This is a genomic window from Pelorhabdus sp. sgz311002 (genome assembly GCF_056134285.1).
The window spans coordinates 257,384-272,955 of the sequence record NZ_JBWBCL010000002.1 but is presented as its reverse complement, the minus strand read 5'-3'; the positions used below and the strand labels follow the sequence as shown (position 1 = coordinate 272,955).

Annotated in this window: 17 protein-coding genes; all 17 read left to right on the top strand. The window is 45.4% G+C overall.

What is annotated here, in order from left to right; all coding sequences use genetic code 11:
* The first annotated feature begins 2 nt into the window (after positions 1-2).
* The 17 genes from AC0NJP_RS05175 to AC0NJP_RS05095 all read left to right on the top strand — a co-directional run bounded on the left by AC0NJP_RS05175 (position 3) and on the right by AC0NJP_RS05095 (position 15,527).
* Positions 3-611, top strand: coding sequence for a TetR/AcrR family transcriptional regulator (locus AC0NJP_RS05175; protein ID WP_474699038.1), 609 nt, complete (start codon positions 3-5; stop codon positions 609-611).
* Positions 612-847: 236 nt separating this feature from the next.
* Complete coding sequence (locus tag AC0NJP_RS05170) at positions 848-1,003, top strand: hypothetical protein (RefSeq protein WP_474699037.1); 156 nt, start codon at positions 848-850, stop codon at positions 1,001-1,003.
* 85 nt (positions 1,004-1,088) lie between these two features.
* A complete protein-coding gene (locus tag AC0NJP_RS05165) occupies positions 1,089-2,585 on the top strand; it encodes a recombinase family protein (protein ID WP_474699036.1) in 1,497 nt (498 codons plus the stop codon).
* Positions 2,586-2,619: 34 nt separating this feature from the next.
* Positions 2,620-2,823: a sporulation transcriptional regulator SpoIIID gene (locus AC0NJP_RS05160; RefSeq protein WP_474699035.1), complete on the top strand. Its 204-nt coding sequence runs from the start codon at positions 2,620-2,622 to the stop codon at positions 2,821-2,823.
* 121 nt (positions 2,824-2,944) lie between these two features.
* Positions 2,945-3,973 (top strand): rod shape-determining protein MreB, encoded by a 1,029-nt coding sequence (gene mreB / locus AC0NJP_RS05155; RefSeq protein WP_474039164.1) that lies wholly within the window; start codon positions 2,945-2,947, stop codon positions 3,971-3,973.
* 74 nt (positions 3,974-4,047) lie between these two features.
* Positions 4,048-4,800, top strand: coding sequence for a flagellar basal-body rod protein FlgF (gene flgF / locus AC0NJP_RS05150; protein ID WP_474039163.1), 753 nt, complete (start codon positions 4,048-4,050; stop codon positions 4,798-4,800).
* A 98-nt stretch (positions 4,801-4,898) separates the two neighbouring features.
* Positions 4,899-5,687, top strand: coding sequence for a flagellar basal-body rod protein FlgG (flgG, locus tag AC0NJP_RS05145; protein WP_474699034.1), 789 nt, complete (start codon positions 4,899-4,901; stop codon positions 5,685-5,687).
* A gap of 1 nt (position 5,688) precedes the next feature.
* On the top strand, positions 5,689-6,657 hold the full coding sequence (flgA, locus tag AC0NJP_RS05140; RefSeq protein ID WP_474699033.1) for a flagellar basal body P-ring formation chaperone FlgA: 969 nt from the start codon (positions 5,689-5,691) through the stop codon (positions 6,655-6,657).
* 26 nt (positions 6,658-6,683) lie between these two features.
* Entirely contained in the window at positions 6,684-7,274 is a 591-nt protein-coding gene (locus tag AC0NJP_RS05135) for a flagellar basal body L-ring protein FlgH (protein ID WP_474039160.1), read from the top strand.
* Positions 7,275-7,303: 29 nt separating this feature from the next.
* Complete coding sequence (locus AC0NJP_RS05130) at positions 7,304-8,407, top strand: flagellar basal body P-ring protein FlgI (protein WP_474039159.1); 1,104 nt, start codon at positions 7,304-7,306, stop codon at positions 8,405-8,407.
* A gap of 24 nt (positions 8,408-8,431) precedes the next feature.
* Positions 8,432-8,821: a rod-binding protein gene (locus AC0NJP_RS05125; protein ID WP_474699032.1), complete on the top strand. Its 390-nt coding sequence runs from the start codon at positions 8,432-8,434 to the stop codon at positions 8,819-8,821.
* Between the two features lie 76 nt (positions 8,822-8,897).
* Positions 8,898-10,295 (top strand): phosphodiester glycosidase family protein, encoded by a 1,398-nt coding sequence (locus AC0NJP_RS05120; protein WP_474699031.1) that lies wholly within the window; start codon positions 8,898-8,900, stop codon positions 10,293-10,295.
* Positions 10,296-10,376: 81 nt separating this feature from the next.
* On the top strand, positions 10,377-10,688 hold the full coding sequence (locus AC0NJP_RS05115; protein ID WP_474039156.1) for a biotin/lipoyl-containing protein: 312 nt from the start codon (positions 10,377-10,379) through the stop codon (positions 10,686-10,688).
* Between the two features lie 14 nt (positions 10,689-10,702).
* The gene (locus AC0NJP_RS05110) at positions 10,703-12,553 is read left to right on the top strand and encodes a SpoIVB peptidase S55 domain-containing protein (protein WP_474699030.1); all 1,851 of its coding nucleotides are present in this window, start codon (positions 10,703-10,705) and stop codon (positions 12,551-12,553) included.
* Between the two features lie 149 nt (positions 12,554-12,702).
* Complete coding sequence (locus AC0NJP_RS05105; RefSeq protein WP_474039154.1) at positions 12,703-13,470, top strand: MlaE family ABC transporter permease; 768 nt, start codon at positions 12,703-12,705, stop codon at positions 13,468-13,470.
* 24 nt (positions 13,471-13,494) lie between these two features.
* Entirely contained in the window at positions 13,495-14,253 is a 759-nt protein-coding gene (locus AC0NJP_RS05100; RefSeq protein ID WP_474039153.1) for an ABC transporter ATP-binding protein, read from the top strand.
* Positions 14,250-15,527, top strand: coding sequence for an MlaD family protein (locus tag AC0NJP_RS05095; RefSeq protein WP_474039152.1), 1,278 nt, complete (start codon positions 14,250-14,252; stop codon positions 15,525-15,527). The genes AC0NJP_RS05100 and AC0NJP_RS05095 overlap by 4 nt, the downstream gene beginning before the upstream one ends.
* Positions 15,528-15,572: the final 45 nt, after the last annotated feature.

Genomic DNA, 15,572 nt, shown 5'->3' with positions numbered 1-15,572 from the left:
CCGTGAGAAGAAAAAGTTCTGATTTAGAAAAGACAAAGCAACAAATATTAGAAGCGGGATTGCAATTATTGCAGGAAAAAGGCTATAACGCCACAGGAATTCAGGATATTGCCAATGCCGCGAAGATCCCTAAAGGGTCATTTTATAATTACTTTGCGAACAAAGAAGCGTTTGGCGCTGCGGTGATACGGTATTATACGGCAATGAACTTGGAAAATTGGCTGCTCTTATTACAAGCTGCAACCGCAAAGGCAGACTCTTATCAGGCGCTAAGTACGGCTTTTTTATCAGTGACGGAAAAATATCGCTGTGAGGCCGTAAAAAAAGGCTGTCTCTTAGGGACTATGGCTGCTGAAATTAGCGAGGTTAGTGAAGAATGTCGTGTGGCTCTTCACGAGTCCATAGCTAAGTTTAAGACTGTTTTGGCGGATCACTTGGCTGATGGACAGCAGCTCAACAAGGTTCGCCGCGATATATCATCCCAAGCGTTAGCCGATTTAGTGTGGGATTGCTGGCAGGGCAGCTTGCTACGCATGAAAGTAGAAAAGTCGGTTGAAGCGGTTGAGCGTGATCTGGAAACACTTTTTCACCATGTATTATTGCCCAGATAATAGCAAAGAAAGATCGGTATAAGTGGCTCCTAGGATAAAGCAACTGTTACGTAATTATAATAAAGAAAAATGATGATAGGTTAAGTGTTTCGTAAAAGTCAGCTGTGTTTGGGGCGATTGTCCCTGAACACACTGGCTTAATGGAACACTTTTTATTTTGTCTTTAGCGGTAATAATTATTGACCTTGAAAAGTACAATGTAAGGAATCAGACGTAGCGATCAAGGAGGGGACACGATGAGTCTAAATATACGATTTATTAACCCTAACACAGTCGAGAATGTGGACAAGCATTTGCCTAAAATACTAGCCGAGGCGCTAATCAACAAAATTACCAAAGAAGTGGAGACAGCATCAAACTCTGAGGACGGTAAACAAGTCTATCATCCTTAGCCGCGGCAGGTTTTTATTACCTGAAAGATACTCTACAGAGAGGGGAAAGCATCGCATGGAAGAGGCGAGGAGGATTGTAAGAAGGATGGCTGCTTATTGTCGAGTTTCTACGGAGAAAGAAGATCAATTAATGAGTCTACAGATGCAGCGGGATTTTTTTACGGAATATGCCCAAAAAGAGGGAATGAAGCTCGTAGAAGTCTATGCTGATGAAGGCATAAGCGGTACGAAGTTGAAAAATAGAAAAGACTTCAGTCGGCTGATGTATGATGCGCAGCAGCAGAAATTTGACTGTGTTTACGTCAAAGATGTATCAAGAATGGCACGCAACGTGGTAGATTTCCTTCAGAGTATACGAAAATTAAAAGCGTTAAATATTGACTGCCGCTTTGTAACTGCCAATATGTCCAGTAATGACGGCGAGCTCACTCTAACCATTTTGGCAGCCGTAGCGCAGGAGGAATCGGCCAACCTGTCTAAGCGCGTTAAATTTGGGAAAAAACGTAATGCTGCACGAGGTCGCGTACCAAATCTAGTTTATGGTTATGACAAGACCTGTGGCCAGTATTTTGATTTGACCATCAATGACTATGAAGCCCAAGTGGTAAAACGAATTTATCATTATTATGTCTATGAGCGGCAAGGAACCTATAAAATTGCGCAAAGGTTAAATCAAGAAGGGGTCCTGACAAAGCGGCAGTGCCGCTGGTCACAACAGGCCATATCCACTATTTTGACGAACCCGCTGTATATTGGCAAGGTCATTAATGGCAAAGAATCTATTAAAGATTTCTTGACAGGAAAAAGGATTAAAAATGAAGTGGACAAACAATATATCGTTGACAAGCCAGCCTTGGCTATTATTGAGCAAGATATGTTCGATAAGGCGCAAGCTTTGCTGGCTGAACGCACAGCGATGTTTGGACTGACGAAAACTCGTCAGTCCAATAAATACTGCTTCAGTACCTTAATTCATTGCAGCCATTGTGGCTACAGTTTCAGACGAATTTATCGAAAATGGCTTAAGGAGTATATTCGCTGGGGTTGTGGTGGTCGCAATGTGAACGGCAAGGAGTTTTGTCATAATCATACGACGATTGATGAGCGGGAAATGTTAGCGGCAATCAAGAACTATTTGTGTAGGCTTATCTCATCGCCAGATAAAATGCTTAAACAGACGCTAGCTGAATTTAATAAGAAATATAAGCCAAGCACACAGGAAGTTTCTCACGATTTTATTATGAGTGAACTGGCAAGACTAAAAAAAGCAAAAGCGAAACAACGTCAAATGTTTGAAGTAGACGCCATAAGTCTGGAAGAGCTAAAGGGACGAACTGACGAATTAAATACTGCGATTGCTGTCTATGAAGAGAAACTGACATCAATGGGAGATAATACATCTGGAGTGAGTTGGGTGGAGATTAAGATAAAAAATTATTGCAGCAGTATACAAAGTCTCTTGGCAGCTGATTTGTTTGATAATGCTATGTTAAAGAACCTTATTGATAAAATAGTTGTAACAGTAGAAGGAGAAATACAAGTTTTCTTAAAATTGTTTTCTGAGTTGCAAATCAGCCAATGAGCTACAAGATCGTAAACTACTGCGGATTGCCGAGATGAAAAGGCAGTCCGTATTCTTTTTTTGTTTTAGTAATTCTTTCCACAAGGATATGATTGAACGGTTGCCGCTGTTGAATAAACCCCTAGCAGTTAAAGTGCGGACGGTACTAGAACTGAATAAAGCGGAAAGACATATTCGTGGCGGCGAAGCGACGCGAAAAAAATATCAATCTACGAAAGAAATCTGCGAAAAGTCCTAGGAAAAGGGGCCTTAAAATAAAGGTATTTCGCAAAAGTTGTAGAAATAAAGTAACACTTATGTATCTATAGCGCGAATCGCCGTACGGTACAAGCAGTGAAGAAGACGAGAGGGGTAAAAGCATGTTTGGAATGTCAATGGATGTTGGCGTTGATTTAGGGACTGCCAATGTTTTGGTTTACATAAAGGGAAAGGGAATCGTATTACGAGAGCCTTCCGTTGTGGCAATTGATCGGGATACGAATAAGGTTTTGGCAATTGGCGAGGAAGCTCGCCGAATGTTAGGCAGAACGCCAGGCAATATTATTGCGATTCGTCCGCTTAGAGAAGGCGTCATCGCTGATTATGATACGACGGAAAGCATGCTTCGCCATTTTATCCAAAAGGTAGCAGGCAAAAGTAGTTTTTTTAAACCTCGTATTATGATTTGTATTCCTTCTGGCGTAACGACGGTAGAAAAACGGGCTGTACTCGAAGCTTCGATGCAGGCTGGCGCTCGTAAAACTTTTTTAATTGAAGAGCCACTAGCTGCTGCCATGGGAGCTGGTCTTGATATTGCTGAGCCTTGCGGTTCCATGGTTGTTGATATTGGCGGCGGTACGACTGATGTTGCAGTATTAAGCTTGGGCGGCATTGTTGTTAGTGAATCGCTTCGCATTGGCGGCGATAAATTTGATGAAGCTTTAGTGCGATATGTGAAAAAAGAATATAATATTATGATTGGCGAACGGACTGCTGAAGAGATCAAAGTCAATATTGGCACGGCCTTTCCGACCGGACGCGATGAAACGATGGAAATTCGTGGACGCGATCTGGTCTCTGGTCTGCCGAAAACGATGCGGATTTCTTCGGCGGAAACGCGCGAAGCTCTTTCCGAATCGGTATCACTCATTGTTCATTGTGTCAAATCAGTGTTAGAAGTGACTCCGCCAGAACTCGCGGCTGATATTATGGACCGCGGCATTGTTATGACAGGCGGCGGTTCTTTACTCTTTGGGTTGGACAAGCTGATTAACCAGGAAACAGGAATTCCTACTTATTTAGCAGAAGACCCCCTCTCTTGTGTTGCGCTAGGTACCGGTAAAGCCTTAGATTCATTGGAAACCATTCAAGATAGTTTAACAACGCTGAAAAAAGGCGGTATCGCTTAAAACTATCAGAAAAAAATCCCTGACTGCGTGCATTTTGCGGCGCAGTCAGGCAGAGAAAAAAGGAGTTGGGATTTTTGCTACGAGGCATTTATACAGCGGCGGCTGGCATGGTTTCCGAAGGTTTACGCAATGATGCGATAGCCAATAATCTCGCGAATGTAAATACGACAGGGTATAAGCGGGATGTAACTGTAACGAAAGATTTTGCTACATTCCTAATAGAACGAACTGGCAAAGACGGTTCAGGCGCTGCGCCAATCGGTGGTATGGGTTATGGTGATGTAGTCAATGAAATCGCTACGATTTATACGAATGGCCAATTACAGCCAACTGGAAATCCTCTAGACCTAGCAGTTCAAGGCAGTGGTTACTTTGCGGTACAAACACCAAACGGCGTACGTTATACTCGGGATGGCGCTTTCTTTCGCAGTGGTCGAGGTCAACTGGTAACTGCTGATGGCTATCAGGTGCTTGGTACCAACAATCGTCCGATTACTCTGCCTGATGGGACAGCATCAATTAGTTCTGATGGTCGCGTCACCGTGGCAGGTCAGCCGACCGGTCAATTGCAACTTGTAGAATTCGGTAATGATAGAAGTGTATTGCGGAAAGAAGGCAGCAATTTATTTTCTACGACCAATGAAGCCCAACCAAGACGAGCTACTGGGACGGTGCAGCAAGGATCTTTAGAACGGTCTAACGTCAATGTTATTTCAGAAATGGTAAATATGATTTCTGGGTATCGTTCTTATGAGATGAGCGGCAAAATGGTACAAGCCCAGGACAGTTTGCTTGATAAAGCAGTGAATGAAGTAGGCCGTGTATAAAGGGAAAGATCATAAGCGGCCGGACCGCTTTGCGGAAGCCGCTGCCTGCTGAATGAATGAGGCAGGTATAGATAAAACGACGAGGGGGATAATTCATTATGATGAGAGCCTTATGGACAGCCGGAACAGGCATGACGGCGCAGCAAGCCAATATTGATGTGATTTCAAATAACCTTGCCAACGTAAATACGACCGGTTTTAAAAAAAGCCGGACTGATTTTCAAGATCTTATGTACCAGACGTTAAGAGAGCCTGGGGTTGCTACAGGACCTGATACGACTGTACCATCGGGGATTCAGATGGGCAGTGGCGTAAAGCAAGTGGCGACGCAGAAAATTTATTTAGAAGGTTCGGCGCTCCAGACTGGTAACCAGTATGATATGATGATCGAAGGCGATGGCTTTTTCCAGATTGATATGCCTGATGGGACTACTGCCTATACACGTGACGGTAGTTTTAAATTGGATTCACAGGGACGAATTGTTACGTCTGACGGCTATCCCTTGCAAAATGTCAGCGCCGTGCCTTCGACGGCGACGAGCGTTAGCGTTTCCTCAGACGGAAGAGTATCGGCTACGGTTCCTGGCCAAACGGCGGCGCAGGATTTGGGACAACTGCAACTGGCGCGATTTATCAATCCAGCCGGTTTAAGTGCGATTGGCCGTAATTTACTTGTTGAAACATCTGCTTCTGGTCAAGCTGTCGGTTCTAACCCTGGTGTTGATGGGGCAGGTACGATTCAACAGAAGTTTTTGGAAACTTCCAATGTGCAGGTTGTCGAAGAAATGGTCAGTATGATTACAGCACAGCGGGCTTATGAAATTAATTCCAAAGCGATTCAGACGTCAGATTCCATGTTGGAACAAGCGGCTAATTTAAAACGTTAAGATGAAAATCTATAAAGCCCTTCTTGTCTGGATTGTCCTTGTTTTGTACTCGCTGTGTTTTTCAGCTGTGCTTTGGGCTGCACCAGTTACGATTGTGATGGCGCCGGAGATCTCGGTGTCAGGCGGTGTGTTGTACTTAGGCGATATTGCCACAATTACTGGTGATGGCGAACGTGCTGCGACTTTAAGCCGCTGTAAAATTGGTACGGCGGCGCAGCCTGGATTTGCGACGATTTTAACGCCGGAATTACTTAGGATGCGTTTAGCGGGAGCCTGGGCAGATTTAAGCGATATTGATTGGCAAGTGCCTGATAGTGTAAGAATTACTACGTCGGCGCAAACTATTCCCGAAGCTGTTTTGCTGGAACAGGCGCAGCAAGCGGTTAAAAGCAAAACGGTAGGTCTCGATTGCGAAATAAAGCCTTTGGGCGGCGCCGATCTTTTAGCGCCAGTCGGGCAAGTTTCCTATGACGTTCGGTTTCCTTCGGGCATTCATTTTATCGGACCTGTTACAGCGCTTGTAGCTGTTTCTGTAGATCATAAGCCCTATCGTCAAGTCACAGTGAAACTAGATGTAAATCTTTTTAAAAATGTTGTTACGACGGTGCGGGCATTGCAAAATGGTGATATGATTTCTGCTAGCGATATTCAGTTAGAACGTCGCGAAATCGGCCATTCTAGCGGCTTTTTTTCAGAGCTTAGTCAGGCTGAAGGGATGGTGCTGAAGCGGCCGGTAGCGGCAGGGACGATGTTACAAAGTTCTTTTATGGCGATGCCGCAGGTTATAAAACGCGGCAGTCTCTTGTCACTTGTTGCTAGAATCGGTTCGATTGAAGTGGCGACGACAGGTCAAGCCATGGAGAACGGCAGTATAAATCAAATCATTAAAGTGCAAAATTTAAAATCCAAAAAAGTTGTTTCGGCAAAAGTAATTGATGCCAACACGGCGGAGGTCTTTACAAGACCTTAGGCCAACATCGGAAAGGAGAATCTGCCATGCAGTTTTGGCGTTATAAACATCGTGTGCTCCTTTTGACAATTTTATGGCTCTTTACCGCTTCGCCGCTAGTCTTTGCTGATTCGTTGTGGAATGATTCGGCGCAAAGTATGTTTAGCGATCGTCGGGCTCATTCGATTGGTGACACCCTTACGATTGTAATTAGTGAAAACTCTAGCGCCGTCAGAAGTGGCAATGCTTCTAACTCAAAGTCCGGCAGTAATACGCTCAATGCGGGGACAGGTATTTTCCACTTTTTAGCTAGTGCGACAGCGAGCGGCTCGGATTCTTTTTCGGCAAAAGGCGCTTTAACGAATACAAATACGGTGACTGGCCGTGTTACCGTCCAGGTTGTCGGCGTGAAACCAAATGGTTATCTAATGATTTCCGGCACGCAGACAATCAATCAAAATGATGAAGTGCAGAAAATTACGGTCACAGGCACGGTAAGGCCTGACGATATTGCTTATGACAATACCATTTTATCTTCGAATGTAGCGGAAGCGAAATTGAAGATTGAAGGCAATGGTCCTTTGGCGGGGAAACAGCGCCAAGGTATTTTGACACAAGTTTTTAATCTCCTATTCTAATTGTTTCGTAGAAAGCTGTGGAGGGTTTTATGCAAAAACGAATTGCAATTCTAGTTCTGCTGCTCTTTTGTCTCGGAATCACTCCGGCCCTTGCCTATCAGTCGACACGGATTAAAGATGTGGCGAAAGTGCAAGGGGTACGCAGCAATCAACTAGTTGGATATGGTCTCGTAACTGGTTTAAATGGAACCGGCGATAGTACGAAAATCGTGGAAACGCTGCAATCCATATCGAATATGCTAAAGGGCTTTGGCGTAGTTATGAGTCCCTCGCAACTGCAGGCCAAGAATGTGGCTGCTGTTATGGTTACAGCAGAATTGCCGGCCTTTGCGAAACCAGGCGACACGCTTGATGTGAATGTATCGTCTCTGGGAGATGCCAAAAGCTTACAGGGCGGAGTTCTCTTGCAGGCGCCCTTGAAAGCAGCTAACGGCTCTGTTTATGCAGTGGCGCAAGGACCTCTGTCCGTTGGCGGCTATACTGCCGGTGGTGGCGGCGCCAGTGCTACGAAGAACTTTCCAACTACAGGCCGGGTGCCTGCTGGCGGGATTGTGGAAAAAGATGTACCCGTACAATTTGCCAAAGACGGTGAAATTCGTTTATCCTTAGGACAGCCCGATTTCACAACAGCTTCGCGTATTGCCGAAGCGATTGACAGCCGGTTTGGTTCTATTTCTTCGGCGAAAGATCCTGGAACCATTGCTGTGAACATTCCTAGTGAATTTAGCGAAAATGTCGTTGGTTTTGTTTCAGCTTTGGAAGAACTGCCAGTTTATCCTGATGCCATTGCTAAAATTGTTATTAATGAGCGGACTGGAACGATTGTTTTAGGGACGAATGTAACGATTGATGAAGTGGCTGTGGCGCAAGGTGGTTTGACGGTGAAAATTGGTAAGACAACAGATGTTTCACAACCAGCACCTTTTTCGAACGGTTCTACTGTTGTAACGAACAATACGACAGTAGATGTACAAGAAAAACCGGGACATTTGGTCGTATTACCGCCTTCCTCCAGTGTGGGCGATGTGGTAAATGCACTCAATGCTGTAGGGGCGACGCCGCTTGATATCATATCAATTATTCAGGCAATTAAAGCTTCTGGTGCGCTTCATGCTGAGCTGCAAATTATTTAAACTTTGAGCAGGAGGCATTCGCTTATGAATGTAGATACGACAATAACGAACTTGCCTGCTTCTGGTCCTGCCACGGCTGCGACTTTGCCAAAGTCGGACGGCAGCGAGTTTCGCAGTCAATTTGACCAAGCTATGCAAAAGGGCGCAACGGTAGGGCAGGAAGATAAAAAACTGAAAAAGGTTTGTCAGGACATGGAATCGGTGTTTATTAACATGATGCTAAGTACTATGCGTTCTACTGTGCCCAAAGATTCGCTTTTGGGCGACAGTAACGAAGATGATATTTTAAAATCCATGCTTGACAGCGAAATGGCGAAAAATCTTTCTCAGGCGGGTGGCATTGGTTTGTCTGATGTGATCTACAAGCAGCTAGCGCCGCTTAATGCGAAGGCTGCTTATAAAGCAAAGGAATAATCCCCCTAGGATACAGGACCTGACACGAAAGTGTCAGGTTTTGCCTTCTGCAAAACCAAGATAAAGAAGGAGAATTATGAAAAAAATCGTACGTCAGTCTATAGTGTTTGCCTTATTTTTAGTTTTGGTGCTGCAAAGCTTTGCGTTTGCGGCTGCGGCGAGTCAAGTTCAGAAAATCCGGTTTAGCCAAGCATCTGATAAAGTACGTCTTGTTTTGGAAATAGGGGCTTTGCCTGATTATACTGTCGATGCGAGTACGGCGGGCGAAATTACGATTGATTTGCCTAGTACGATACTCACGGCAGGGGCTGCTCTTCCCGCGATAAAAGATAAGGATATTACGGCAATTCGTTGGGATAAAGCAGCGGGAAATCATCTTAAGCTTACGATTTCTTTTACAGATAAGGTGACGGCGAAAGTTTTTTCGTTAGCAAATCCCAATCGTCTGGTCATCGATTTACTGAAAAGTGGCGATAAAACCGTTACAACGGTAGCGCCTGGGCTCACTTATACCCACTGGCTGCGTAATGAAGCCTTCGGACCGGTAGAAACCTATGTTGTCGAAGCCGATTTGGCGAAATATAATCTGCGCCCTGTGTTATCAAACACGATCGTACCTGGGTTGGAAGCCGTAAGTGATATGGCGGAACGGAATCAGGCGATTGCTGCTATAAACGGTTCTTACTTTGCCCCTAACGGCGAAATTATCGGGCTATTGAAACTGAATGACACGATTGTGAGTATCCCCTATATTACGCGGACGGCTTTGGCAATTACAACAGATAATAAACTCGTTTTTGATCAAGTAGACTATCAAGGGAGTATTCGCTTGCCTGATAAGCGCACGTTAGCTATAAACGGCATTAACTGTGAACGCGGTGAAGATGCTGTGACCCTTTATAATTCTTATTATGGTTCATCTACAAAGACGAATGAGTTTGGCCGCGAATATGTTGTTACAAATGGCAAGATCACGGCTATTTCACCACAAGATACCAACCTTGCTAGCGGAAGCGTCGTTTTATCGGCTCATGGTACTGCCGCAAAGGCTATGGAAAGCTTGAAGGTGGGCGATGTAGTTACGATCGAACAGTCTCTTGGCGACGTATTTAATAAAGCTCCTTTTGCCATTGGTGCTGGGCCAACACTCGTACGGGACGGTAAAGTTTTTTTAACGACAACAGCGGAAGAATTTCCTGATGATATTGCAATCGGTCGAGCGCCGCGCACGGCATTAGGTGTGACGAACGACAATCATGTGCTGCTTGTCGTTGTTGATGGTCGTCATGCTAGCAAAGGCTATACGCTAGGAGAATTAGCGAATTTTATGAAAGAACTGGGTGCGGTTGATGCTATGAATTTTGACGGCGGCGGCTCCAGCGATATCGTAGTAAAGGACGAAGTAAAAAATAAACCTTCCGATGGTCAAGAGCGGCTAGTGGGCGATGCCTTGATTCTTGTACCGAAGAAATGATTTATGTTGCTTTCGTTTGATAATCAGCTATAATGAAGGTAGGAAGTTACTTTGAGTAAAGAGGTAAAAGGGGTGTTTATTATGGGCACCAAAATGAAAATTGTTTGTATAACCATTCTATTGGTGGCGCTCGTTGCAGCCTATTCATCAGCTGCTGGGCTAGTTGATCAAAAAGGCGTTGTGCCGGGAAAAGTTGCGGCGCAGAGTCTCGTTACTGAGGGAATGCATGTTTCGGTGGGGACGCCTCTGGTTATGGTAGCAACGCCAGTCGGTCTCGTTCCGGCTACTAGAGCGAATGTGAACGGTGTTGTTCGTCAGGTCCTTGTGCAACCAGGCGACACAGTAAATACAGGAGATGTGCTGGTCCGCTTGGAAGCAGTGCAGAGACGATAGAGAGGATGAGCTTTTTGGGGAAATTTTTGCGGGTGCTGTTCATAACTTTGCTGACAGTCCTGATGGGTTGTCTGCCGATAGCTATGGCAGCGCCTGATTTTTTGCCTGTGGATCAGATTCAGCCAGGCATGACAGGCATTGCCAAGACAGTTGTCTCTGGTACGAAAATTGAGGAATTTAATGTTGAAGTTCTCGGTGTCATGAAAGGAAAAGGCCCGAGTGGCGATTTAATTCTTGTTAAGACATCGGGCTCGGTAATTGATCGGACTGGCGGTATTGCTGAAGGAATGAGCGGCAGTCCTGTCTATATCCAAGGGAAATTAGTGGGAGCCATTGCTTATGGTTGGCCCAATGCGGATCATCGCGTGGGAATGGTTACACCCATTGGCGACATGATCAAAACGTTTGATTTTAATCCGACGACTCCGACGGAACCGGAGCTGATAAAAGAGCCAGAAGCGGAAAATGCAGCTGAAGCGCCTGATCAAACCGGAAAAGGTTCCGATGACGGCCAAGAAGAAGCTGAGCCAGGCGTAGTACTTAAGAAAGCGGCTGACAAGAAGACTCGTTTTTTTGCGCCGTTAAATACACCATTAATGGTATCTGGCTATAGTGCGGCGGCGTTAGATCGTTTAACAAGTGATCTTGCTCCCCTTCATCTCGTCCCTTTTTCCGTGGGCGATGCGCCAAGTGGCACAAATTATGGTCCAATTGAACCAGGCAGCGCCATTGGCGTTCAACTGGTCCGTGGCGACGTGTCGATCGGTGCCTTGGGAACCGTAACTTATGTGGATGGTAATAAAGTATTAGCTTTCGGGCATCCCTTTCTTAAACGAGGCACAGTGAATTATTTTGCTACAAATGCCTACATTTTCACGACGGTAATTGGTCAGGAAAGTTCTTTTAAAGTTGGAACAACTGGCGACTTAGTGGGGACGATTACTCAAGACCGCGGCGCCGGAATTTCTGGGCAGCTCAATCAGTTTCCTTATGTAATTCCCTTCGCGGTAACAATTCAAGATAAGGATTTAGGCCGAACACAAGAGTCAGACTACCAGGTGGTGCAAGATGAAGAACTTGCGCCAATTCTCGGAGCTACTGGTGTTTTTAACGCCATAGACAAAGCGATGGACCGCCAAGGCGGCGGGACAGCAAAGGTCACCTTCGAAATAACGGGACGCAATCTGCCAGGCGAAACGTTAAAGCGGGAAAATATGTTTTATGCACCTGGTAAAATCAGCGAAATGGCTGTAGGCGAAGTTCATGAAGCATTAGATTTATTGACAAGCAATATTTTTTCCCATGTAGATTTATTTGATGTGAAGGTAAACGTAGAGGTAGAAGCGGCGCGGAAGACCGCGACCATTCTTAGCGCAAAAGCGGCGAAAGGGGAAGCGAAAGCCGGTGATACCGTTGCTATTGACGTGACCTTAAAGCCCTATCGCGGCGCACCTGTCGTCAAAACAGTTCAATATCAAGTGCCCAAAAACCAATCTTCCGGCAATATGTTACTGGAAGTGCGCGGCGGCGGTATGGTGCCTTTGGCTGACTTGCTGTTAAAGCGGCAAGGAATTGATGTTGATGCGTTGCGCGGTGATGCGAAAAAGCGTACCTTTGCTTCGGTAGTGAATAAATTAGCTACGCGTGACCGTAATAATGATATTGTCGTGGAAATTCTTGAAAATCAAGGCGAAGAAAACGATGGGCCCGCACTTGCTAAGGGGAATAAATCCCCAAATAAAACTCCTGCAGCGACAACTGCTTCCAACGCAAAAGCGCCTAATGATGCAGCAAAAGCAAAAGTGAATGCAGCAACTGACTTTGTCATTGACGGCGATACACAAATTACTATTATGGTAAAATAATTTTGCTTTTTCAGGCAGGCAATATCTTATAAAGATATTGCCTGCTTTCTCGCATCTCTTTGTCGAAAAAGCGCTCGCAAGCAGGGAATTTCTCTGTTGACAGGGAATAAAGATACTACGATTTTGAAGGGGCTGAGGAAAAAGAAGCTATGCTAAGTAAAGTATTGAGTGAAATCGGTAAAGCAACCATTCGTTTATTTGAAAGTGCTGGCCGTAGTTTTTATATGCTGCGCGATGCCTTTATGCTCTTACCTGCGGCGAATAGTCGCCATGTGTTGCAGCAGATGGGTCATTTAGGAGCAGATTCTTTGCCTATTGTTTTGCTTACCATGTTATTTACCGGTATGGTTATGACAGTGCAGATTGCCCATGAATTTATTAAATATGGCGCGCAATCATCAGTCGGCGGCGTTATTGCTATTGCTATGGGGCGTGAATTGGCGCCGGTGCTCACTGGTGTTGTTGTGGCAGGCCGTGTTGGGGCGGCCATTACCGCTGAAATTGGTTCGATGAAAGTAACAGAGCAGATTGATGCTCTTCGAGTGATGGCGGTCAATCCAATTGCTTATTTAGTAGCGCCGCGACTGCTTGCCTGTTTGATCATGGTGCCGGCGCTTGTGGTATTAGGTGATGTAATTGGTACTTTAGGCGGCTACTTTATGGCTACAAGCTATGCCGGTATTGCCGAGTCGACTTTTATTCACTCCATTCAGGTCTTTTCTGTGCCGAATGATGTGACAGGCGGGCTCATCAAAGCCATGTTTTTTGGTATGATTGTTGCTCTCGTGGGGTGTCATAAAGGCTTAACCACAGAAAACGGCGCGGAGGGAGTCGGTAAAGCCACGACAGGCTCTGTTGTTACTTCGATTATTTTAATTTTTATTAGCAATTATTTTTTATCTTTGTTACTTTATTAGCGCCGGCAACAAGGAGGAATGCCGATGATTCGCTTGGAAGAGGTGAGCTTGTCCTTAGGCAATCGCCTTATTTTACAAGATATTAATTTAACGGTAGAGACAGGGGAGACAATGGTCATTATCGGACCAAGCGGGTCTGGTAAAAGTACATTGCTTCGCCTGATGATTGGTCTTCTGAAACCAACACAAGGAAAAATATATATAGATAACTGTGAAATTTCTACTTTGAACGAAACGCAGTTGAATCAAGTACGATTACGAATGGGAATGGTGTTTCAGTATTCAGCGCTCTTTGATTTTTTGACGGTAGGCGAAAATGTCGCCTTTGGGTTGCGTGAGCATGGTCAGAAAAGCGAAGCAGACATAGCCAAAGTCGTGCGCCGTTGTCTCAGAATGGTTGGACTATGGGGCCGTGAAAACGACTGGCCTAATGAACTTTCCGGCGGAATGAAAAAACGGGTGAGCTTGGCCCGGGCCATTGCGACAGAGCCGCAAATTCTGCTTTATGATGAACCTTCCGCCGGGTTGGATCCGATAATGTCTTCCACGATTGACCGACTGATTGTTAGTACGCAGCGGCGCATGCGCGTGACCAGTCTAGTAGTGACGCATCATATGGATAGCGCTTTTGCTATTGCTGATCGCATGGCCATGATTCATGAAGGCCGCATTCTTCAAGTTGGCAAACCGGAAGAGTTTAAAAACTCGCAAAACCCTCTGATTGAACGGTTTATTTATGGCGCTAAACAGCGCGACTTAATGAAAAGGAGGAACGATTTGTGATAAGTACAGAAGCCAAAGTCGGAGCGATGACAATAGCGGCGCTGACGCTTTTGGCGGGAATGATTATAAGTCTGAGTCACTTTAGTTTTGGTGAAAAAGGCTATCCTGTTTCCGTTTTATTTCGCGATGTGGCTGGCCTCGTGCCAGGCAATATTGTGCGTTATGCTGGCGTTCAAGTTGGCCGGGTGGAAACCGTGTCCATCGAGCCTGGTGCAATTCGTGTCGTTATGCAAATCAAAAAAGATACAGCGATACCGGCTCAGTCGCATTTTACGATCGGGTCTGACGGACTGCTTGGCGAAAAGTTCATTTCCATTGTTCCGCCAGCGGCAACAGACAGTTCGATGCTAGAACCAGGCGCTATTGTGCAGGGAGATGAGCCGCAGGGGCTCGCCACTCTCATAGCCTCAGCTGAAAAAGTTCTTGGTGATGTTCATGCACTCGTACAATCATTAAATGATATTCTTGGTGATGAAAAAGTCAAGGCTGCTTTAAAAGATTCAGCGCTCAATGCCAAAGTTATTACGGATAATTTAAATGCCTTATCAGCAAGTTTGGCAAGAATGGCCGTAAATAATGAACAAGATGTAAATGCCATGGTTCAGAATATGCGGGCTATGTCAGAGAGCCTGCGGCTCGTAGCCGATCGCGTGGATTCCATGCTGAGTCGCGTCGATAATAATGGCCAGACGGCCTCTGATCTGGCGGCAGCCGTACATAATATTAAGCTGACAAGTGATCGGATTGAGGCGATGGCGAAATCGCTCGAAGGCGTTGTAACTGATCCGAAAACAGCGGCGAATCTGAAAGAAACACTGCAAAACGTCCATGATGCCAGTGAAAAGGCAAACAAGCTGCTAAGTAAGGTCAGCAATATTTCAGCTAGCGGCTCTGTTGATGCTTTTTATAATCCCAAACGGGGCAAATATCGCACCGATGCAGATCTAAGGGTGCAGTTTACACCACAAAATTATGCTTTAATGGGGGTGGATTCTATCGGTGATGGCAGTCGACTTAATTTTCAAGTAGGGAGTGAAACAAATGGTTTTGGCAAACGCATGGGAGTCATTAGCGGCAAGGCCGGCGTCGGTCTTGATGCTCAAGTGGGCGAACAAATGCGTTTTTCTGTCGATGTTTATGATCCTAATGCAGTGAAGGTAAGACTGCGCAGTGAGTACAAACTGTCCGATAGTATCTCTCTGATTGGTCAAACCGATAGCATCAATCGCGAGGCTAGCCAAAATACGTATTTTGGTTTGCGCCATGCCTTCTAATGTTGACACTAGAGGGAAAGGACCCTATAATAAATTCATAATTGA

Excerpts from the sequence above, each read along its gene's own strand:
- AC0NJP_RS05170 (WP_474699037.1), top strand. The coding sequence starts at position 848 with ATGAGTCTAAATATACGATTTATTAACCCTAACACAGTCGAGAATGTG.
- AC0NJP_RS05165 (WP_474699036.1), top strand. The coding sequence starts at position 1,089 with ATGGCTGCTTATTGTCGAGTTTCTACGGAGAAAGAAGATCAATTAATG.
- AC0NJP_RS05160 (WP_474699035.1), top strand. The coding sequence starts at position 2,620 with ATGAAAAGGCAGTCCGTATTCTTTTTTTGTTTTAGTAATTCTTTCCAC.
- mreB (WP_474039164.1), top strand. The coding sequence starts at position 2,945 with ATGTTTGGAATGTCAATGGATGTTGGCGTTGATTTAGGGACTGCCAAT.
- flgG (WP_474699034.1), top strand. The coding sequence starts at position 4,899 with ATGATGAGAGCCTTATGGACAGCCGGAACAGGCATGACGGCGCAGCAA.
- flgA (WP_474699033.1), top strand. The coding sequence starts at position 5,689 with ATGAAAATCTATAAAGCCCTTCTTGTCTGGATTGTCCTTGTTTTGTAC.
- AC0NJP_RS05135 (WP_474039160.1), top strand. The coding sequence starts at position 6,684 with ATGCAGTTTTGGCGTTATAAACATCGTGTGCTCCTTTTGACAATTTTA.
- AC0NJP_RS05130 (WP_474039159.1), top strand. The coding sequence starts at position 7,304 with ATGCAAAAACGAATTGCAATTCTAGTTCTGCTGCTCTTTTGTCTCGGA.
- AC0NJP_RS05125 (WP_474699032.1), top strand. The coding sequence starts at position 8,432 with ATGAATGTAGATACGACAATAACGAACTTGCCTGCTTCTGGTCCTGCC.
- AC0NJP_RS05120 (WP_474699031.1), top strand. The coding sequence starts at position 8,898 with ATGAAAAAAATCGTACGTCAGTCTATAGTGTTTGCCTTATTTTTAGTT.
- AC0NJP_RS05115 (WP_474039156.1), top strand. The coding sequence starts at position 10,377 with ATGGGCACCAAAATGAAAATTGTTTGTATAACCATTCTATTGGTGGCG.
- AC0NJP_RS05105 (WP_474039154.1), top strand. The coding sequence starts at position 12,703 with ATGCTAAGTAAAGTATTGAGTGAAATCGGTAAAGCAACCATTCGTTTA.
- AC0NJP_RS05100 (WP_474039153.1), top strand. The coding sequence starts at position 13,495 with ATGATTCGCTTGGAAGAGGTGAGCTTGTCCTTAGGCAATCGCCTTATT.